Origin of the sequence: Bradyrhizobium genosp. SA-4 str. CB756 (assembly GCF_000473125.1) — a bacterium.
Lineage (GTDB): Bacteria > Pseudomonadota > Alphaproteobacteria > Rhizobiales > Xanthobacteraceae > Bradyrhizobium > Bradyrhizobium arachidis.
In genome coordinates this window covers 6,395,624-6,414,194 of the sequence record NZ_KI421499.1, presented here as the reverse complement: position 1 = coordinate 6,414,194, position 18,571 = coordinate 6,395,624, and the positions used below count along the sequence as shown (strand labels likewise).

The window sequence follows — 18,571 nt, the reverse complement described above, 5'->3', positions numbered from 1 at the left end:
GATGATTGAAGCCTTCTCGATTGCGTCGGCGCATCTCTATCAGGATGCATTGGCTTCCCAGGCGCGGTTGCGCTTCGAAGTCTTCGTTCGTAGGCGCGGACTTGACCATTCCTCCTGGGAGGGATTGGAATTCGACGAGTTTGATACTCCTGCGGCAATTTATCTCGTCTGGCGTGATGTCGACCGCGTCGTGCGAGGGGTTGCCAGGCTGCTTCCGACCACCAGGCCATACATGATGCAGTCTTACTGGCCGCATCTGGTGGAAGATGGGGACCTTCCATCGGGCCCCGGTCTCTTCGAAGTGACGCGGGTCTGTGTCGACAAGACCGTGCCTCCAAACACCAGAAAGACGATCTTTCCAGAGCTTCTCTGCGCGATTGAGGAATTCATAGCGTCTCGCAACGGGATCGGCATGATCGGCGTCACTCGCGAGCACTTGCTAGCTCATTTCATCCAAACCGGCATTTGTTGGCTGGGACCGGCCGACGAAATAGAGGGCGAAATGGAGCGAGCTTTCTTCGTTCCGACCCACTTCATCCGTCCGAGCATGCATTGTCAGAAGTTCGGCATTGTTTCGCCAGTACTGCTTTCCGCTTTCGATGGCGTCCTGGCGAGGAGAGCAGCTTGATGAGTGCCTGGTCAGGAAAGACTCTGGGGGCGGTCGACGAAGAGTCCGCAAGACACATGGCCGACGCGCTCACTTATCTAAGTCGTGTTGCGATCGACGCTGGATACGCTGCAATTAGCCGTGAGATCCTGGTCATCCGCGACAAAATGAACTTGATTGCGTTGGCAGAGGAGGCCGCGCGTTGTCGTGCGGGGCGAGCATGAAAAAGGCATCCGCAGTATCGACCGATTTGAGCAAACAAGTAGCCTTCTTCGCAGAGCACGAGTCCGAAGTTCGCTACTATTGTAGAAGGGTTCCATCGACCCTTAGTACCGCAAAAGGCGCGATCATCGTCGACTCCAGGGGGCGGGAGTACGTCGACATGATGTCCTCATGCGGCTCACTCAATCTCGGTCATAACCACCCATACCTCAAGCAAGCCGCAGCAGACTACATCCTGCGTGATGGCATATCGGCGGCTCTCGACTTTCATACTGAAGCGAAGCTCCGCTTTATGAAGGCGTTCCAGCGAAGATACTTCAGCCACGTGGCTTAGCGTACAAGATGCAGTTTCCCGGGCCCACAGGGACGAATTGTGTCGAAGCTGCGATCAAGCTCGCGCGCAAGTTTACTGGTCGTAGCAATGTCGTAGCGTTCACCAATGCTTTTCACGGCGTGTCGCTGGGAGCTCTGTCGGCTACCGTATCCGGGTTTGCCAGGCGCTCGGCAGGAGGCTTGTTGAACGGCGTTCTGCGGCTTCCCTACGACGGTTATCATGGCGCTGGAATCACCGATCTCAAACGCTTCGAAACGATGGCATGCGATCCCTCCGGAGGGGTCGACGGAATTGCTGCACTGCTGGTAGAGGTCGTTCAGGGGGAGGGAGGACTGAACGTAGCTTCGAATGAGTGGCTGTCCGAACTTGCGAATATTACCAAGAGCCTTGGTGTCCTTCTAATAGTAGACGAAATTCAGACAGGATGCGGAAGAACCGGAAAATACCTTGCGTTTGAGCGCGCCGGCATCACTCCGGATTTGGTTTGTCTGTCAAAATCCATCAGCGGATACGGCTTTCCAATGTCGCTTCTTCTTATGCGGCCCGAATTGGACGTGTGGTCACCCGGCGAACATAGCGGTACCTTCAGGGGAAATTCACTGGCGTTCGTTACAGCCGCAGCTGCGATTGATCTCTGGAGCGAAGAGTTTGTGGCAGGAATCGAAGCGCGATCCGAAATCATTTCAACTTGGTGCAACTCGTTGATTGCGGAGTTCCCAAGCATGCTAGAGCCAAGGGGCATCGGGATGATGCAAGGGCTTTGGTTTTCGGACATGGCGATCGCCTCCGAAGTCGCGGACGAGGCGGCGCGGAGTGGTATCATCGTCGAATGCTGCGGCCCGAACGATGAGGTGCTCAAGTTCATGCCGCCGCTCAACATAGAGATTGATCTCTTGCGGAGCACCCTGCGGTCCCTGGGAGAGATGCTAAGAGCGACCCTTCTTCGCGAGTCGATCCCCACACTACAGAGCGATGAGGCCGTTCTTGATCCCCATGATGACCGCAGTGATCCGATTGCCTGCTCCAAGCTTTCTCATCGCATTGCCAACGTGGAATTCGACGGTCTTTTGCGAGATGGATAGTATCTCGCCAATCTCCCAGTTAGTCTTCCCCTCTTTGCACCACTTCAAGCACTCGAGTTCTTGAGAAGTCAGAGCCACGGCATCGGTAATGTGGCGGTCGACGAACTCGCAATACTTGAGCCAGTACTGAACGCACTTCATGTAGACGATTGCGGATCTACCTGACGCGGGAGCTCCTCGCTCACGGAAGCTTAGGCTGATTAGGTCGGTCTGCCGTACCGGTCCGCGCATTGGAACGGTCAACCCAGAGTGAACGCCGAGTTCGCGGCATTCTTCAAAAAAGTTGAGCTGCGCTTTGGAGAAGCGGCCGCCTGGAGCTGTCTCGGACCACCGAAAAGGTCCCCGGGCAGTCTGAACGTACTGAACAACCGGGTCGATCTGATCCCATTGATGAGTTTGATAGTTGTCCAGATATCCGACAGGGAATTCGCTCCACGGAATCGAGACGAGCCGCTTATTCTGAGCGCGGGCGAAGACCACGTTCTCGTATCCTTCCTCCTTCATTGAGGCAAGAAAGACGCTCTTCAGGGCGTTTTCGCTAGACGCCCGCTGAGTCTTTTCAATGAAGTCCTCGATTGCTGCGACCATGGTGCCCCCCACCGTTAGTCAGTCCACTTGCGTAGTTCAGAAAACCCTTCATGTGCTGATTGAACGTCGCCGAGGCCTCCCAGTGCGGAGCGTGGCCGGCGTCGATTAAGAGTGGCTCGCCATTCCAGATGTTTCGATAAGGAAGCGAGGCAAGGTATTCAGTCCTAATGAAGGGGTCGAACCGTCCTTGGACGATGCCAAGTGGGCGCTCGTCCTCCGCGACAATCCGCAGTTCGTCCGCTCCAACCCCGGCCATGCCGTTCCGCACCATCCAGTATCTTGCGTTGCCGTCGGCGCTTAAAGCGGTCGCAAGTTGATCTGGAGCTGCGCTGCGAGTCCCCATCATGGCGCGGACATATCGGATCGCATCGTCGCGGCTGAACGCCTTCTTCCCCGCTAGTGCCGTCGAGGGCGTCCACCTAAAACCCTTCTGAATGCCCTCGACGTTCAGCGAAACAGGAGGCGTTCCGGTTATAAGAAGCGATCTGACAGCGGAATAGCGAGCTAAAAGCTCGAGACCGATATGTCCACCAAGTGACCAGCCAACAACGTGATAGGAGCGGTAACCGAGTTCGTGCATCAGGGAATGGAGCACGTCCGCGTACCCCGGAAAGCTGTATGTTCGGTCAGGCCTTCGCGAATGCTCCGAGCCGCCATGGCCCGGCAAATCAGGAACAACAACGCTGAATCCCATCGCCGCCAACGCGGGAATTTGCTTCGCGAAGGCATGGTTGGACGATGAGTTGCCGTGAATCAGGAGAACGCCAACACCGTTCGCCTTCTTCTCCAGGAACGCCAGACGAAGACCCCTTACTCTTCGGGTACGCAATTGCATCGCCGTATTCCAAACCGCGTCAGAATTATCGATGACTATTCGAAATGCAGGCGCAACCCCCGGAATAATTGTGCGGAGGTGTCTCCTTATTGATGCATTCCGGCCTCGATCAGTCAAGGGCTTGGTGAGGCGGTTTTTGAAGGGGGCCGGTACTGCAACTTCTGAATCTTAAAAGCCGCCCGAGCTCCGCTGCTGAAAGTCAAATGCGGCTTTCACTCAATCTCACGATTGGTAAGCGGTCTGTTTTTTCGACAGATAGACGAAGAACTCGTCCGGGGGGCGTCGGCGCAAATTGGTCCCGAACTGCTTCTAGGGGTCGCTTGTCGCAATTGCTGCAACGTCAGTCTTTGGGCGGCGAACTTATCTAACTCTCACAGGTCTTTAGGTGTTTTTATAAGCTCAAAGTGGTCAAACGCCTCTGTTCTGCTTCTCTTCGGCGCGATAACGTGGCTGAAGCGAGGGTAGGTAGCACCATGAGGCGACAGGATTTCACAAGAAGAACCGGCGCAGCTGCTGGCCTAGAACTCGACGGCTATTCCCGGCGAAGCTTAAGTTACGGTCCGAGGAGGCACTCTTATGGCCGAGAACGACCATGTCGCTCTGCTTGTTAAGGGCGTGGCTGCCTGGAACACTTGGCGTTATGAGAATACCGCCATTCTGCCCACCTCAGTAGTGCCGACCTAAGCAATGCATTTCTCGGCGAGGTGAACCTCAGATTGGCGAATCTAAGTGAGGTAGAGCTCAACGCAGCAAACCTCCGCGCGGCGGACCTCTGGCGGGCAAACCTCCGCGCGGCGAAACTCGCCGGGGTAAACTTTAGAGACGCTTACCTCAGAGAGGCCAACCTTACCGATGCGAATCTCACCGGGGCGGATCTCACGGGGGCCAATCTCGGTGGAGAAAATCTCAGTGGAGCGAACCTTCAGGGGGCTACACTCCTGTCTGCCAGTCTGGTGAGTGCAGACCTTACGGGCGCTAACCTGACTGGATGCCTCATCCATGGTGTATCCGCCTGGCGCGTGAAGCTCGATGCCGGGACCAAACAGCAAAACTTGATTATCACACATCAGGACGAGCCTTCGATCACGGTCGACAACATCGAGGTCGCGCAGTTTACCTATCTTATGCTCCATAATGAGAAAATTCGCAATGTCATTGACACGATAACTTCAAAGGCGGTGCTGATCCTCGGCCGTTTCCAAGATGAACGAAAGGTCGTGCTCGAGGCGTTGCGCGAAGAGCTGCGTCATCGCAAGTACCTGCCGATCCTGTATGATGTTGATAGGCCCGCCACACGAGACATGACTGAAACCCTCTCTCTGCTGGCGCGTATGGCACGCTTCGTCTTGGTAGATATCACGGACGCTAGGGCAGTTCCGCAGGAGCTCAGTGTGATCGTTCCACATTTGCCCTCCGTTCCTGTGCAGCCGCTCGTCATAAAAGGCGCCTGCGAATACGGGATGTTTGAGCACTACGCCCGCTTTCCCTGGGTTCTGCCAATTTATCGATATGAAACACGGGAGCAGCTCGTTGCTGCGCTTGCCGAGGTGATCGACCCTGCTGATCGTTTGGCGCAGCAGTTTCGATCAGGCGCCAGCGCGGCCCAGGCACTTTGACGCGATCTACAGATGTAACCGTCCAGAATCTGGGACACCGCGGTACGGGTGTGACTGGACCGCAGTCAGCCGATCTATCCACAAGTACATTTCAGGGTGACCGTGCGGCGGCATCTTTAGCGCTGGATGAGATTTCCTAGTCCCGGAAGGCCCAATCTCTCCGGCCTGGATCCTGTTTGCTAGCTAATCTCGGACAGAGATTTTTAAATCGCGTCGGCTAAGTATGGAAATCGATGTGCCGCTTTGAGATGCTGCAACTTGTACCGTTGGAAAGATTTCGCTCAGCGACTTGCCTTGGAAAAGAAGACTGTAGAACAAGGTCGCCCATTGTTCGTATCCATCCACGGAAACGTTTCCTTGTGCTGCTAATACAGAAGAGGCAACCAGAGAGGATCCAAGTCTAAACGAGTTGCATGCTGCGAGAACGACAAGCTGAGTTTTGGAAAGGGACAGGAGAGGGTTGATTGATTCGTAGGTCATCCTATCGTCCTGGGGACTAAGACATTTCCTTCAACAAAGGCATCCATATGGACTATATCGTATTGCAAGTACGAAAAGGACTCCACGAATTCAGAAGAGGAAGCATGTGTCAGCATGTGTCGCTTTCTGGCTGAGAAGAGATTGCCAATCAGGGACGGAATCCTGGACGGGTACTCAGCGAAATCACGAGTTGCAACATACAAAATGCTTGGGTCTTCAAGCAGCGCGGTATCGCAACGTTTGGCCAAACTTATTAGCGCCTCTACCACGTGGGCGCGAAGATCGTCCGGTGACTTGAAGAATGCCGCAACCCGATCTCTGCCGATCCGATCCTTGAGCGATTGCAGCTTCGCTGCGCCGGGGCCTGTTTCAAAATTCTTTGTTTTGAAAACGTGATCGTCATGACAGAAGAAGATGGCCCGAGGCTTTTTGAGTTCGACCGCGTGGTTGTATTCCATCTCGCTGATCGAAATGTCGTGGCCATCGGGAACGTAGCCGTAGCGCCTGCCGAAGATGCCCACATAAACGTCGGGTTGTTCGACCATTTGCAAAGACGCCGCGATAGCATCTGAGTCGCGCGCCGTCAGGTGCTCCATCATATCGTGAGGGGCGTAGCCCGCGCGCTCGCAGGCCAGACGGGCCTGTTCGCGGTGTTCCGGCAAATCGAGCGCCGTGCTTGAGATCATCACGGCCTTACCCGCAATCGTTGTCATTCCAGGCATGCGATTTCCTCGATTTGAAGGCCGCTTGCGTCCCCGGCAGAGCCTGGCATCCTGTTGGCCGTGCCTGAGTGTTAGTGAGCCCAAGATGCAACATATTCCGCCCCTCGTCCTCTCATCCAACGCGTCGTAAGCTAGAAGTTGTGCTGGGCTGCCTATCGCGCCGCTCGGGACGGTATGTCTGGTGTGGCGGGGCTTCTAAACTCTTTTTTTGCGGTACGGGGGAGCCGCCGGTCCAATTCTGCCTTGGGGCAGGGCTTGCTATCTCGCCGTTGTCTGGGTGTGACCGGACATCAGTCAGGCGCCGCTCAACCATTGCATCTCAGACTGCCCCCCACAGTTCATCGCTGGCCGAGATGAACTAGCCCGGAGGTCCCGATCGCTCCGGCTAGTGCTCGGCGGATGATGCAGCGCCGCTAGATCAACGTTCCGTCGCGTCTTGCATCTGGAGCATTCGATCCCAAGCCAATCATAGCCACCACTGATTTCGCGTCATCTGAAGGAGCAGGGCTGGCCGCAGGGTCGAGCAGCTAAAGAAAGCGCAGTTGAACTCCGGATCAGGACTCATTGCTACCACAGGTCGCTTGCCTTTCTTAAAACAATCACCGAGGATCGCAGACAAAGCTTGGGCGCCCGTGACAATCGGCCACGTGGTCACGCGACGCGTGCTCCAGAAGCGCGCGCTCTACGAAATCCTGATCTCGCAGGGGGGCCGATTTGGCCGCTTCGTGCAGGAAATTACGGCGGTCGCCGCAAACCCGCTCTATGCGCTTGCCGCGCCGCTCGTGAGGATCACGCGGCTTCTCTACGATATGGAGCGGCGCCCCGTGCAGCACCTTACTGTCCACATCTCGCCGGAGCGTAGCCGGCTATTGATGGATGTCTCGATAGACTCGGTGAATACGCTTGCGGCCGGGTCGATATTTCATGACATCGATCGTTCGTGAACGGGATCTTTTGGAGTTCCTCAATCCTCGAGTTAACGACCTTACTCTACTCTTCCGCGCTCGATTATGGTTACGATCAAAGGGCACCAGGTAAGCCCATGCTCGTAAAACGAAACGGCCACCTCTTCGCGCCCCTAGCTTTGTTGTCAAAATTAGGTCAGTTTTGACGACGTAAGAAAGTCATCACTGATAGCGAGGATGCGACTGTGGGAGGTGCGAAGTGATCCCATTGTTTGTTTCACATGATTGGACTGAGACTACGGAATATGATGCGTTCGTATCCGTACTAAATCGCGCCCTCAGCGGGCGATGGACAAATTGCTCGGTCCCGCGGGACCAAGCGATCGACATCTTGGCTGACGAGGAGCGGCGACGAAAGGACAAGTTGCCTTGGCTAGAAGAGGAGCTCTGGCGCGCTGAGGTTCGGCTACAAGACCCCAAGCTTCCCAAAATCTTCGGATCCAGGTTCGTTTATAGGAATGGCGAGCTCCAAGAAGTCCCGAGTGTGGACAAGGTGAGAGCTGAAATTGGAAACCTGAAGAGACAAATTGCCGCTGCGAAATGCGAAAGCCAATCCCCGAGGGAGTTTGAAGCGAATACTGATGCGGCTTCCAGACAAAGGAGCTATTTCGGCCAGACCAAAAACCTAAGCCCATACGTCGAGGATTTTCCAGAGCTTAGTGGAGCAATCCGGGACCGAATCAGTGGGAGTGAGTTGGTATTCCTCCTGCTAACCCCGATGATAATTCCAAATCGCTGGGTGTACTATGAGTTCTCGATATGCAGCAATCTGGGTATTCCCATCGTTGGCGTGGGACTGCAATCGACATCTGGCTTCCGAGATTTAGAACTTCGGCTTTCGCACGTTATCGACAGTCAAAGCAGTGAAATCGATCGTGCTATCGTCGAATGCATAGATTCCATCCCGCAGTGGAGTTGGAACCGCAGACGGAACTCTCGTTATAGACAGCCCTAGCGCGGGCGTCGACGTAAGCGCAATTCAAGTCGAGACCAGATTGCGGATTGGACCATGAGTGATGAAAAAGTCGCAATAACTGAAGCACTCGCGAATTCCGAATCCCGATGGCGAACAGCTCGTTGGATCGCGAAACAGACAGGCGTCTCAGTCGAAAATACCCTCAAGATTCTAGAGCGATCACCAGAAATCAGGCGCGCCAAGAATGGAAACACTCGAGGAGAAGCACTTTACGCACTAAAGGATAAACGGATGGGTCGCACGGGCGACGATGTCCAAGAACCGACACTCGGCAAAACCCACTTGCCCCCGTCAAAATTGTTGGTGCTATTGCCCTTTGATGCTTCCGCGAGGCCTCTACGGGATGTTGTCGGTAAGGTTGTCCGGGCCAGTCACGGTGAGCCGCTTTTTCTTGACGAAATCCGACCTGGCGCCGTTTGGGCAGACGAAGTGTACAGACTCATCGGTATAAGCGACGCCGTCATCGCGGATGTCACACGGCATAATCCCAATGTGATGTTCGAAATCGGAATCGCTCACGGTCTGGGCAAACCGCTGGTGCTTCTAATTGACGATGCCGCTAGCGCAAATTTGCCTAGCGACCTCGCCGGATATCAGTTCATTCCATATTCCAGCTCGAATTTCTCACCCTTTCTGGATCGTCTTGGTAGAACAATCCAACAAGTTGTTCATCGTCGGGAGCAACGCTGATGGCCCGATCAAGCGTTTGCTTTATGGTCATGCCATTTCGATCCGAGCTCAACTTTCTGTATTTGTTCCTGCAACAGTATCTAATGCAAAAACATGGGCTTCATATTCGAAGAGGCGACACAAGCATCCTGACGAAGTCACTGATGGAGAAGGTGGAGGCGGAGATTCAAACAGCCGACCTCATTATAGGGGATATCACATACTCGAGCCCGAATGTTTTCTACGAGCTTGGGATAGCCCGAGCGAATCGCAAGCCCATCATTTTTATGACTCAAGAAGATCCCAAAGCTGCCCCGGTGGATCTCCGGCACTTCGAATTTATTCACTATGATCTATCGCGAGATCAAGAGCTGCTTTCAAAACTCGACAATGCCATCCAAAACTCGCTTGGTGGCGACTATGAGAAGCTACTGCAACAAGCGGTCGCGCTTCTCCAGAAATTTAACTCTGAGACTTCGTCCTCTTACTCCGCGGCCACACTGGAAGAGTTTCGTGCGCGAACGATCCGCGGCGAACGACTCGAGCAAATCCCCAATCCAAGCGATCCAGGTTTTGCAGAATTCTTGTTGCCGAAGATAATCGTTGAGTCGACCGACATCGCTGTAATTCGAAAGATCGACAAATGGTTGTCAGGCGCCAACGGTCGCGCGGAGAAAAAGCAAAGCAAGGCTCGCAAGCGAACATTGGCTTAGCGAACACTGTACGGAACCGACGGCGACCGCCGTTGCTTCATCGTTCCACGATTTGACCTCATTGTACCCAGGCTGCCATGTCGAACCAAAAACAAATCAATCTTCTTAGGCGGGGTGTCGACGCCTGGAACAGAACGTTTGCACTCCAGTCCGCGCCACCTATCGATATGATCGAAGCCAATTTGCCAGGAATATTTTTGGGACGCGCCTACTTGGTAAGGGCGCATTTCACGGCGGCTAATCTACATGGAGCAATCTTAGACGGAGCGCTACTGCTTCAAGCGAATATGGTGGGCGCTAATTTGAGTGGAGCGTTCTTAAGAGACGCGAACCTCGAAGATGTAAATTTTCAAGGCGCGGATCTAACGGGCGCGGACCTCAGCAACTCCGACTTGAACGGCGCCAGTTTCTGGGAAGCGAATCTGAGCGGCGCAAATTTAAAAGGAGCAAAGTTGGCCGGGGCATATCTGGTCGACGCCAATCTAGCGGGCGCGGATCTTAGTGGCGCCGATTTGACGGATGCGCGCTTGGTTAAATCCGACCTACGCGGGGCCAATATCACCGGCTGCAGGATTCACGGTGCTTCTGCGTGGGGGCTTCAGCTAGAAGGGGCCACTCAGAGCAATTTGATAATCACGCGCGACGAAGATGAACCAGACATTACAGTTGACAATCTTGAAGTCGCGCAATTTGTCCATTTGCTTATCAATAATGCGAACGTTCGAAATGTGATTGATAGCATCTCATCAAAAGTCGTACTGATTTTAGGCCGGTTCACACCGGAAAGGAAGATGATACTCGATCAGTTGCGCGAGGCATTGCGCAACCACAACTACTCTCCAATTCTTTTTGATTTTGATAAGCCTGCTAGTCGTGATCTTACGGCTACAATTTCTACGCTGGCTCATATGGCTCGGTTCATTATTGCAGATCTGACTGATTCCAAAAGCGTCCCTTATGAATTGGCTACGATAGTTCCTACTACGCCGGTTCCGGTTCAGCTAATACTTCTCTCAGGCGACAAGGAATTTTCACTTTTTGGCGATTTGGCGAATAGGCATCATTGGGTCCTCCCAATATTTTACTACGAAGACATGGAGGGCCTTTTTGCCAAAATGGTCGAAGAGGTGATCGGGCCGGCCGAGAGTAAAGCGCGTGAACTCAAGAAGTCGCTAAAAGGCTAGATCAATTCGATCTCTGAGATCATCGGCCGCAACGGAACTGAAGCCTTGATACCAGCAATTTCGAAAAGTCCGGCCGCGCCCGATTTCGTTGAGAGTGGCGGCAGTCGTCCAATGTGTTGACGCCAGCGCCGATGCAGGCGATCAGCCCCATCTGCGAGCCTCTCACCCGACAGGCCGACAAGCTACTTTGCGAATCTAGGAACGAGAAGATGTGGGCCGATGGAGGACCAATCGTAAGCGTAGCTCTGCAGCCCTTTGAATGACGCTTGACGCCTATTTTGTTTGCGTGGCGCGTCGCCGCGGTATCCATGTGTCGGACAACGCGTTGACGGCGGCTTCGAGCGCCTTCCGGTCGACGACGTTGGGATCGAACCGCTCCGGGCCCCAGAGACGCATGTGTTCGTGCTCGGGATGGCCGGGGTCGCTGATGGCGGCGAGGTATTCGGCATAGCCTGGCGCACCGCCGACGTCTTCCGGAGGACAACGACCGGCGGCCTCGAGCAGGAAGGGAAGCCCTTCCGTCGTGGTGTTCTCGAACCATTTTTCGAGCTTGATCACATGGTCCCAGCTGTCGCCGAAGTCATAGAGATAGTGGATCGTCTTGGCGCCGGTCTCGCGAACGATATCGCAAAGCCGCGCTTTGCGGGCATCCATGGGCTGGTGGCCGTAATCGTTGTGGGGATCAGGAACCCCCCAACGGACCTCACCAGCGAAGAACTCGAAGAGGTGACTGTTCGTCCAGCCGAATGCCTCCTGAAGCGCCAGATGCAACCGATCAAGGCGCAGGGTGACGGGTACGACAAGGCGACGCATCACCTCCGGCTTCACATCCTTGAGGGTCACCTTGATCCGAACCGCGGTCGTGTTCAGGCTCATGCCGCCAGCCTCGGATCGTGTGTATGCATCGTATAGGTCGACGCCCAGGGAAGCAGTTCGTCTAGTCGCGCCGCAGGCCAACCATTGACGAGCTTGGCGAGAACGTCAGCGAGCCAGTGCTCGGCACTGACGCCATTGAGCTTACATGTCTCAATGAGCGAAGCCAGCAATGCCCAATTCTCGGCACCTTCGTCGCAACCGGCAAAAAGGGAGTTCTTGGCATTGAGCTTGATCGGCCGCATCGCTCGCTCGACCGCATTGGTGTCCATCTCGATGCGCCCGTCATCAAGGTAGAACGTCAGGCCGTCCCAATGACGCAGCGCGTAACGCAGGGCCTTCGCCGTGTCGCTCTTCTGCGCAAGGTGAGCAAGCTTGGCCTCAAACCACTGCTTCAAGGCTGTAGCCAGAGGCCGGGCATGCGCTTGTCGCCCCGCGCGGCGCTGGTCCGCAGATCGGCCGCGGAGTGCCTTCTCGACCGCGTAAAGCTGGGCGATGCGCTCGAGGGCCTCGCGGGCAACCGGAGCTGGCGCCGGCGCAGCCTCCCGCTCGATCTTCACAAACTGGCGCCGCAGATGCGACCAGCAGAAGGCGAGCGTCCCGGACAGGGCGTCCGCACGCGTCTCTCGGGTCATGGTCTTGTAAGCCTGATAGCCGTCGCAGTGGATGATGCCGCGATAGTCTTCAAGCAGCCGCAAGCCATGAATGGCGCCGCGGCCCGGTGCATAGGCATAGACCACCCCAGGCGGATCAGGTCCGGCCCAAGGCCTGTCATCGCGTGACAGCGCCCAGAAGTAGCCGGTCTTTGTCCTGCCGCGCCCCGGATCCAGCACCGGCGCCGGGGTCTCATCGACACAGAGCTTCGAGGAGGCCAGCAGAAGCTGGCGCAGACGATGCCACAAGGGCTTCAATTCCTGGGCGGCATAGCCGACCCAGAAGGCGAGCGTGGAACGGTCGATGGCGATACCGTGCGTCGCCAGCATCTGCGCCTGGCGGTAAAGCGGCAAGTGCCAATGATACTTGGCATCGATGACATGCGCGACCAGTCCCTCGGTAGGCAATCCTCCCCTGATCAGTCGCTCGGGCGCGGCGTGCTGGAGGACGACGCCATGACAGGCGCGGCAGGCCAGCTTGGGCCGGCGGGTGACGATGACGCGATACTGCGCCGGCACGACGTCCAGCCTCTGGCTCTCATCGTGGCCGATCTCAAAGAGATCGCCTTTGCAGGACGGACAGCAGGTTGCAGCGGGCATCAGGGTTTCGACGATGCGCGGCAAATGCTCCGGAAGCTGACCACGGTTGGTTCTACGCTCGGCCGCTCTCTTCTCGGAGGTTCTGGGATTGACGCGATCCTCGGCTGCTTCGAGAGCTGCGACCGCCTCTTCGATGTCCTCCAGAACAAGCTGTAGCTGATCAGCATCCAGCTTTTCCGAGGACCGACCGAACTGCGCATCTTTTGCAAGCTTGAGCAACCGCTCGAGCCGGGCGCAGCGATCCAGCAGAGCCGCGGCAAAGGCACGCAACTCGGCGGGATCGCTCGGCAGCTCATCGGGCAAATCACTCATTGGCCCGAGCTTGCCATGCTTCGCGTCACGATGCAGCGAAGATCTGTATCTTTACGCAAGCGCTTTCGGCTGCGGGATTCGAGGCGCGTGCATGCGCGTCCAATCCATGCCGGCCACCAGTGCTGACAGCTGGGCCGCATTCATCCGCATCACACCGGCCACGATGGGTGGCCATTTGAAGCCGCTGCCATCGAGCCGCTTCCAGTACATCACAAGGCCGCTGCCGTCCCAGACGACGATCTTCACCCGATCGGCGCGCTTCGCACGGAACACCACCGCCACGCCCTTCATCGGGTCATGGCCCAGCGTCTCCTTCGCCAGCAGCGCCAAGCCTTCCGCTCCCTTCCTGAAGTCGACAGGTTGCGTCGCCACGTAGATCATGAGGCTCGCGGGTGGCGTCAGCATGAACGTGTCCGTCGGAGCGCAATGAACACATCGCTCAATACAGCAAGGCCAGGCGCCCCGCGCACCTCCACGCGCGCGCCCTGGAACTCAACCGTCACAACGGCGGCTTCCGGCGACCCGGAGGGGTCTGCGGCCGCAGGCAACGCCGATTCCGACATCACCGGCACGAACGACAGCGTGTCCGCCGACGCCGGCAATACCAACTGGCCCAAACGCGCCCGGCGCCGCCAGTCATGCACCTGCTGGGGCCGGCAGCCATGGCGACGGGCGACGTCTGTGACAACCGCCCCCGGCTCGAGGCTTTCCGCGGCAATGTGCGCCTTCAAATCATCCGGCCAGCGCTTGCGACCTGCGCCTGCGAACACTTCAATACGCGGTGACAACGGTCGTCTTATGTCGTCAGAATGGTCGTCCATTGTGAGCACCCTTCCAGAAGATGACTCTTCTAACGGTGCTCTCAAGACTCCGCACAAACAATCCAAAGGGCCTCGGCGCTACGCTTACGACCAATCGATCCATCGCCGACCGTAGATCAAGCTATGTGCGGCTCCGACAGCCGCCTTCACCTTGTCGGGCGCAGAAAGCAAGCGCGTCATCCGCTCGACATTGTACGGAGGCAGCTGCTTGTGATCTCCGATCATCAAGCGGCGGTAAGAGAGTAGAAGCGGCGACAGCAATGCGCCGCCCGTCGCTTTGCCGGATTCTTCGACTATGGTCCAATCGAACAGACTCCGCTCCTCGATCAACCGTTCGACTGCTGCTGAGTTCGTAGTCGCGAAGACCAGGTTGGCGGATCGTAGGATCATGCCTTCGAAAGCCCGCCCTTCCGCGTTCATGCGATTTTGGCGCTTCGACCGGCCAACCCCCTGCTGTTCTTCTCTCGCGCGAGCAAGCGCTATTACCTTCTCCCGCAGACCGCTGCTCGCTTCGGCGACCAGCTGGCTCTTTGCAAGCGCCTGGAGGTGCCGGTCGGCTTGCCTGTCGATTTCCAAATCGGTGTCGCACGGATCATCGTCCGCCGGGCGAGCTCGTACCATCACTGGCGCCACGCCCGATCCATCACCGAAGTTGGACTGGATCTCCTTCATCAGATGGTCGATCGCCGCATTGCTTTGGGCGGAGAGGAGCATCCTCGTCGAGGGGGCGTCCTCGAACCGTCGCTTGACGATGTCGCCAACGAGAAAGGTCTTACCGACGCCGGGCGGCCCCTGAAGAAAGAACAGCGGGACCGTCGGCTCCATATCAAGGCTTTGCCGATCGCGGTGACGTCGCCTCCGTCGCCGATCCGATTCATCAGGATCAAAGATCGTACCCTGTCGCCTCTTGCTGAGCGCTTTATCGAATGTAGCCGAAGGATCGCAAGTTCCAACGCGGATACGCCCATGTATCCCATGTGAATGAGCGGACCTGTCCCAGCGGCGCCGGCATCTATTGGCTGCTCCGCGCGAACAACCCCGCCGATCAGCCTATGAACCACTCATTCGTGACTGCCGGTGTCGAACCTACACGCCGCCCGGTCACCGGTGATGGCACAATGACCCGAAGCCGTGCGCAATGGGACGGCACTCCAGGCGAACTGTAGCCAACCATTATTCCCAGCGTGGCAGCCTTGGCCTAGTTGTCACAGAGGCTAATCAGTCATCCGATTATGCACCGAGTTTTGCAACGTTCGGCATTTTGCCAACATCTATGTATCGCGCTGAGTTTTGACGCGGCTAGCCGGCCTCCCCCGCGCGCGACGCCGCATTCAACTCTTGCCACTCTTTCGAGCTGACTTCTTTCAACGGCCTCAAAAGCAACTCAGATTCCTCCGTCGAAAACGCCCTCGGGCCCACCGATGCTGCAAAAATTTCTTCGGCTCTCCTTTTCGCGTTCCGCTTGATAGTCGAAATTAATCCCCAGCGATCATTCTCTATGCCGGTTATAGAAAAGCTACCCGCGTAGACAGGATTCGAATAGCTATTTATGCGAGCTGCGTCGCAAAGGACGCCGGGTCTCAAAAGGACTTCTTGATACCCTGGGAAGTTCTCGAAGGCGCGGGCATCAAGTTTGGGCGCTCCTTGATAATCAATAAAGCACCAGCCGGTCCACTGGGTCAGCTTCCCGTTGACCACCTCCGCCGACGCGTCGCGCCGGGCAGACGGATAAATTAAGCCGCGAACACCGCGACGTCTCAGTGTGTGCCATACATACGCAGGGAAATATGTTCCTCCTCGCTGCTCCGCGATGATCGCTGGAATGCAATAAAGGAACAGATTGGGATCATTCGGGTCGGTACACTTGCTTCGCAGAAACTCATCCGATCTTACAAGCCCAACAAACTCACGCTGCCCCTCGACGCACCTCAAATCTAGGATGCCCTCATCAGCGACCTCACAGAGTTTCGTGCGCAGCGGAAGAATAACCGTGGTGGGCTGGATAAGCCAAGAAATTCGGCCGCAGCCGCAATATGGCGCATATGGAGTGGAAAAAATGCACAGATCATTGTGGAAGGATCGTGGTCCCACGCAATTCCATATTCGACCAGCAATTCCCTATCCGTGGCCATCGCGCCGTCGAAAAGCAGCACGCTCCCCGTATTAAAAATCCGGTTCGGATCCCAATACTCCTGGATCTCCGAGACAAGAGTTCCATCATCCGACGAAGCATCTTTGCTTCCTACGACGGCATAATACCGCTGGCGACCGAGATCGTTTCCTCCCGCGAACCTACGCGGCTTCGTCTGTTCGTAGAGCAACGGAGCATCCGCTTTTTCTAACATTACGAGACGGCCTTCCGACCCAGGCGGTGCAGGCGGAGGTAGGATTACGGTCAGAGTGCCACGCCCCGCCGCCCCCTTCGCGAAACCTGGATAGGCAATATCGAAAAGCGCCCGTTCCGCTTCTGACGCCGTGCTTAAGTCCAGCTGTCGAAGGATGATGCTGACCATAGCGCCCCTAACAACGTTATCTGCCAGATCAACGCGCAGAAATTGCAATGGCTACCGACGTATACCACAGCCAAAAGTTGTGCAATAGTGCACCGAGCGAAGGAGAGCCCGAGGCTCGACCGGCTTTCGTTCGCGCCATATTCCTAAGGGCGCAGGCGGCACGAGACCATCTTAATGCTGAATCCAAATCTGGCAAGCTTCATCATTTGCTAGCGTCTGGTGGGCTCCTGCCAATCGAGATGCACACTGGAGAGGGGCGCCGCGACATGCCACCATCGAAAGAGGTAGCAGGACTTCCAGCTCTCCCTGTCTCCCTGATTAACGGCCGTCCTGGGCTTATGAGACAACCGCCAAAGGTGGGCGAACACGATTGGGAAGTTGCAAAGGAGGCAGGCCTTAGCGTGAGCGAACTCGTACGTTCGAAGACCCTCGTCTCCACCAATGAAACGAATGTGGGCGACACTCAAGATTCCCAGGTAACCGGGAGCAGCCAGCGCCTCAAACTAGACAGCGGTAAATAAGTCCAAGCACGCGCACATTGTGACAAGCCGCTATCGGTAGTACGATTTTCATATTGCAACCGACTAGCAGTCGGTTGCGCTCAATGGATCGAGGGCATTGTCCATGGCCAATGACGAGCACGTCGCATTGCTCAAGCAGGGTGTGGCTGCTTGGAACGCATGGCATGTCGACAAGCCGTCCCCTCATAGTCTGAGCTCTTTCGTTAGTCCGGATCTCAGCGAAGCGGACCTCTCCGGGGCGAACCTTCGCGGGGCCAACCTCAGTTGGGTGCACCTTGGCAAGGCTAACTTGAGCATGGCGAACCTCCAGGAGGCGAACCTCAGCTCGGCGAACCTCCATGGCGCGGTCCTCAGCGGCGCGAACCTTGTCATGGCGAACCTCAGCGGGGCGAACCTCGAGGAGGCGAACCTCTACCAAGCAAACCTCGGCGGAGCGGATTTCTCGTTGGCGGACCTGAGCAAAGCGAACCTCTGCTACGCAAATCTCAAACGAGCGCACCTCTTCTCGGCGCACTTGAGGATGGTGGACCTTAGCGGGGCAAGCCTCTACGCGGCAAATCTCCACGGGGCGAATCTCAGCCATGCAATTCTACGGGGAGCTGATCTTCAGGGTTCGCAGCTGGTGGGCACCGACTTCAGGAACGCCGATCTCACCAACTGCCGAATATTCGGTATATCAGCATGGCTTCTCAAGCTGGAGGGAGCCGCGCAGCAGAACTTGGTTATTACACATGAGGGAGAGCCTAAGATCACCGTAGACAACATCGAAGTCGCGCAGTTCATCTATCTCCTGCTTCGCAACGAGAAACTCCGGGACGTCATCGACACCATCACCTCCAAGTCGGTACTGATCCTTGGTCGCTTCACAGCCGATCGTAAGGCAGTCCTCGACGCGCTACGTGAAGAACTGCGCAGGCGTGAGTACCTTCCGATTCTGTATGACTTCGAAGGAACTGAAAGCCGCAATACGGACGAAACAATCACGCTGCTCGCTCGGATGGCAAGGTTTGTCATTGCCGATATCTCTGATGCCCAAAGCGTGCTGCAAGAACTGCGTGCAATTATACCAGATCTGCCTTCGGTGCCCGTGCAACCGATTATCCTTGCGATGCAGAAGGTGCCCGGCATGTTCGACTTTTACAAGAACTACCGGTCATTCCTGAAGGTCCACCACTATGCCGATCAGGCGCAATTGATTGCTGACCTCGGTGACAAAGTGATCCGCCCGGCAGAACTGAAGGTGCTGGAGCTTCGAAGTTGAGCCACATGCAATTGGTTCTACTGC

The 18,571-nt window shown here is 56.2% G+C and carries 19 protein-coding genes and 1 pseudogene; 10 read left to right on the top strand and 10 right to left on the bottom strand.

All coding sequences use genetic code 11. From position 1 onward, the window contains the following. The first annotated feature begins 1 nt into the window (after position 1). From BRAGE_RS51890 to BRAGE_RS53505, 4 genes are read left to right on the top strand one after another with little or no spacing between them, the layout of a single operon-like run. A complete protein-coding gene (locus tag BRAGE_RS51890; RefSeq protein WP_051378194.1) occupies positions 2-628 on the top strand; it encodes an acyl-homoserine-lactone synthase in 627 nt (208 codons plus the stop codon). After that, on the top strand, positions 625-831 hold the full coding sequence (locus BRAGE_RS0130810) for a hypothetical protein (RefSeq protein ID WP_141263282.1): 207 nt from the start codon (positions 625-627) through the stop codon (positions 829-831). Before BRAGE_RS51890 ends, BRAGE_RS0130810 begins: the two co-directional genes overlap by 4 nt. Next, a complete protein-coding gene (locus BRAGE_RS57660; RefSeq protein WP_028146436.1) occupies positions 828-1,163 on the top strand; it encodes an aminotransferase class III-fold pyridoxal phosphate-dependent enzyme in 336 nt (111 codons plus the stop codon). Before BRAGE_RS0130810 ends, BRAGE_RS57660 begins: the two co-directional genes overlap by 4 nt. Positions 1,164-1,171: 8 nt before the next feature. Then, positions 1,172-2,245, top strand: coding sequence for an aminotransferase class III-fold pyridoxal phosphate-dependent enzyme (locus BRAGE_RS53505; RefSeq protein WP_199820255.1), 1,074 nt, complete (start codon positions 1,172-1,174; stop codon positions 2,243-2,245). Here BRAGE_RS53505 and BRAGE_RS51880 read toward each other — a convergent pair. Continuing rightward, a complete protein-coding gene (locus BRAGE_RS51880; RefSeq protein WP_028146435.1) occupies positions 2,126-2,833 on the bottom strand; it encodes a helix-turn-helix transcriptional regulator in 708 nt (235 codons plus the stop codon). The genes BRAGE_RS53505 and BRAGE_RS51880 overlap by 120 nt on opposite strands. Continuing rightward, a complete protein-coding gene (locus BRAGE_RS50240; RefSeq protein ID WP_051378192.1) occupies positions 2,805-3,668 on the bottom strand; it encodes an alpha/beta fold hydrolase in 864 nt (287 codons plus the stop codon). The genes BRAGE_RS51880 and BRAGE_RS50240 overlap by 29 nt, the downstream gene beginning before the upstream one ends. Positions 3,669-4,339: 671 nt before the next feature. On the opposite strand from BRAGE_RS50240, the pseudogene BRAGE_RS52195 reads away from it, so the two are divergent. Continuing rightward, a pseudogene (locus tag BRAGE_RS52195) lies at positions 4,340-5,284 on the top strand (pentapeptide repeat-containing protein); the annotation flags it as partial. A gap of 183 nt (positions 5,285-5,467) precedes the next feature. Here the strand turns inward: BRAGE_RS52195 and BRAGE_RS55140 are convergent. After that, positions 5,468-5,764 carry a hypothetical protein gene (locus BRAGE_RS55140; RefSeq protein WP_141263281.1) on the bottom strand — a complete coding sequence of 99 codons (297 nt, stop codon included), beginning with the start codon at positions 5,762-5,764 and terminating at the stop codon, positions 5,468-5,470. Next, a complete protein-coding gene (locus BRAGE_RS0130785; protein ID WP_084334841.1) occupies positions 5,761-6,486 on the bottom strand; it encodes a DUF4062 domain-containing protein in 726 nt (241 codons plus the stop codon). Before BRAGE_RS0130785 ends, BRAGE_RS55140 begins: the two co-directional genes overlap by 4 nt. Positions 6,487-7,148: 662 nt before the next feature. Between BRAGE_RS0130785 and BRAGE_RS50230 the strand changes: the two genes are divergently transcribed. The 4 genes from BRAGE_RS50230 to BRAGE_RS50220 all read left to right on the top strand — a co-directional run bounded on the left by BRAGE_RS50230 (position 7,149) and on the right by BRAGE_RS50220 (position 10,993). Then, positions 7,149-7,430, top strand: a complete 282-nt coding sequence (locus BRAGE_RS50230) for a hypothetical protein (protein ID WP_141263279.1) — start codon at positions 7,149-7,151, stop codon at positions 7,428-7,430. Between the two features lie 1,030 nt (positions 7,431-8,460). Further along, positions 8,461-9,117, top strand: coding sequence for a hypothetical protein (locus tag BRAGE_RS55135; RefSeq protein WP_141263277.1), 657 nt, complete (start codon positions 8,461-8,463; stop codon positions 9,115-9,117). Continuing rightward, positions 9,117-9,809, top strand: coding sequence for a hypothetical protein (locus BRAGE_RS0130770; protein ID WP_141263275.1), 693 nt, complete (start codon positions 9,117-9,119; stop codon positions 9,807-9,809). Before BRAGE_RS55135 ends, BRAGE_RS0130770 begins: the two co-directional genes overlap by 1 nt. A gap of 77 nt (positions 9,810-9,886) precedes the next feature. Then, entirely contained in the window at positions 9,887-10,993 is a 1,107-nt protein-coding gene (locus tag BRAGE_RS50220; RefSeq protein ID WP_027563443.1) for a pentapeptide repeat-containing protein, read from the top strand. 273 nt (positions 10,994-11,266) lie between these two features. Here BRAGE_RS50220 and BRAGE_RS0130760 read toward each other — a convergent pair whose 3' ends face one another. The 6 genes from BRAGE_RS0130760 to BRAGE_RS56110 all read right to left on the bottom strand — a co-directional run bounded on the left by BRAGE_RS0130760 (position 11,267) and on the right by BRAGE_RS56110 (position 16,343). Further along, a complete protein-coding gene (locus BRAGE_RS0130760) occupies positions 11,267-11,869 on the bottom strand; it encodes a plasmid pRiA4b ORF-3 family protein (protein WP_027557046.1) in 603 nt (200 codons plus the stop codon). Continuing rightward, the gene (tnpC, locus tag BRAGE_RS0130755) at positions 11,866-13,431 is read right to left on the bottom strand and encodes an IS66 family transposase (protein ID WP_027557045.1); all 1,566 of its coding nucleotides are present in this window, start codon (positions 13,429-13,431) and stop codon (positions 11,866-11,868) included. Before tnpC ends, BRAGE_RS0130760 begins: the two co-directional genes overlap by 4 nt. A gap of 51 nt (positions 13,432-13,482) precedes the next feature. Then, positions 13,483-13,836: an IS66 family insertion sequence element accessory protein TnpB gene (gene tnpB, locus BRAGE_RS0130750; RefSeq protein WP_027557044.1), complete on the bottom strand. Its 354-nt coding sequence runs from the start codon at positions 13,834-13,836 to the stop codon at positions 13,483-13,485. After that, positions 13,830-14,252 (bottom strand): IS66-like element accessory protein TnpA, encoded by a 423-nt coding sequence (tnpA, locus tag BRAGE_RS0130745; RefSeq protein ID WP_035729932.1) that lies wholly within the window; start codon positions 14,250-14,252, stop codon positions 13,830-13,832. The genes tnpB and tnpA overlap by 7 nt, the downstream gene beginning before the upstream one ends. A gap of 84 nt (positions 14,253-14,336) precedes the next feature. Next, on the bottom strand, positions 14,337-15,077 hold the full coding sequence (locus BRAGE_RS0130740) for an AAA domain-containing protein (RefSeq protein ID WP_027564928.1): 741 nt from the start codon (positions 15,075-15,077) through the stop codon (positions 14,337-14,339). A gap of 474 nt (positions 15,078-15,551) precedes the next feature. Continuing rightward, a complete protein-coding gene (locus BRAGE_RS56110; protein ID WP_141263441.1) occupies positions 15,552-16,343 on the bottom strand; it encodes a hypothetical protein in 792 nt (263 codons plus the stop codon). A 1,046-nt stretch (positions 16,344-17,389) separates the two neighbouring features. On the opposite strand from BRAGE_RS56110, the gene BRAGE_RS0130730 reads away from it, so the two are divergent. Beyond that, positions 17,390-18,547, top strand: a complete 1,158-nt coding sequence (locus BRAGE_RS0130730) for a pentapeptide repeat-containing protein (RefSeq protein WP_027564931.1) — start codon at positions 17,390-17,392, stop codon at positions 18,545-18,547. Positions 18,548-18,571 lie beyond the last annotated feature (24 nt).

Coding starts and splice junctions, on each gene's coding strand:
- BRAGE_RS50240 (WP_051378192.1), bottom strand. CDS start 3,668: ATGCAATTGCGTACCCGAAGAGTAAGGGGTCTTCGTCTGGCGTTCCTG.
- BRAGE_RS0130760 (WP_027557046.1), bottom strand. CDS start 11,869: ATGAGCCTGAACACGACCGCGGTTCGGATCAAGGTGACCCTCAAGGAT.
- tnpC (WP_027557045.1), bottom strand. CDS start 13,431: ATGAGTGATTTGCCCGATGAGCTGCCGAGCGATCCCGCCGAGTTGCGT.
- tnpB (WP_027557044.1), bottom strand. CDS start 13,836: ATGCTGACGCCACCCGCGAGCCTCATGATCTACGTGGCGACGCAACCT.
- BRAGE_RS0130785 (WP_084334841.1), bottom strand. CDS start 6,486: ATGCCTGGAATGACAACGATTGCGGGTAAGGCCGTGATGATCTCAAGC.
- tnpA (WP_035729932.1), bottom strand. CDS start 14,252: ATGGACGACCATTCTGACGACATAAGACGACCGTTGTCACCGCGTATT.
- BRAGE_RS55135 (WP_141263277.1), top strand. CDS start 8,461: ATGAGTGATGAAAAAGTCGCAATAACTGAAGCACTCGCGAATTCCGAA.
- BRAGE_RS51880 (WP_028146435.1), bottom strand. CDS start 2,833: ATGGTCGCAGCAATCGAGGACTTCATTGAAAAGACTCAGCGGGCGTCT.
- BRAGE_RS55140 (WP_141263281.1), bottom strand. CDS start 5,764: ATGACCTACGAATCAATCAACCCTCTCCTGTCCCTTTCCAAAACTCAG.
- BRAGE_RS53505 (WP_199820255.1), top strand. CDS start 1,172: ATGCAGTTTCCCGGGCCCACAGGGACGAATTGTGTCGAAGCTGCGATC.
- BRAGE_RS51890 (WP_051378194.1), top strand. CDS start 2: ATGATTGAAGCCTTCTCGATTGCGTCGGCGCATCTCTATCAGGATGCA.
- BRAGE_RS0130740 (WP_027564928.1), bottom strand. CDS start 15,077: ATGGAGCCGACGGTCCCGCTGTTCTTTCTTCAGGGGCCGCCCGGCGTC.
- BRAGE_RS0130730 (WP_027564931.1), top strand. CDS start 17,390: ATGGCCAATGACGAGCACGTCGCATTGCTCAAGCAGGGTGTGGCTGCT.
- BRAGE_RS50220 (WP_027563443.1), top strand. CDS start 9,887: ATGTCGAACCAAAAACAAATCAATCTTCTTAGGCGGGGTGTCGACGCC.
- BRAGE_RS0130770 (WP_141263275.1), top strand. CDS start 9,117: ATGGCCCGATCAAGCGTTTGCTTTATGGTCATGCCATTTCGATCCGAG.
- BRAGE_RS57660 (WP_028146436.1), top strand. CDS start 828: ATGAAAAAGGCATCCGCAGTATCGACCGATTTGAGCAAACAAGTAGCC.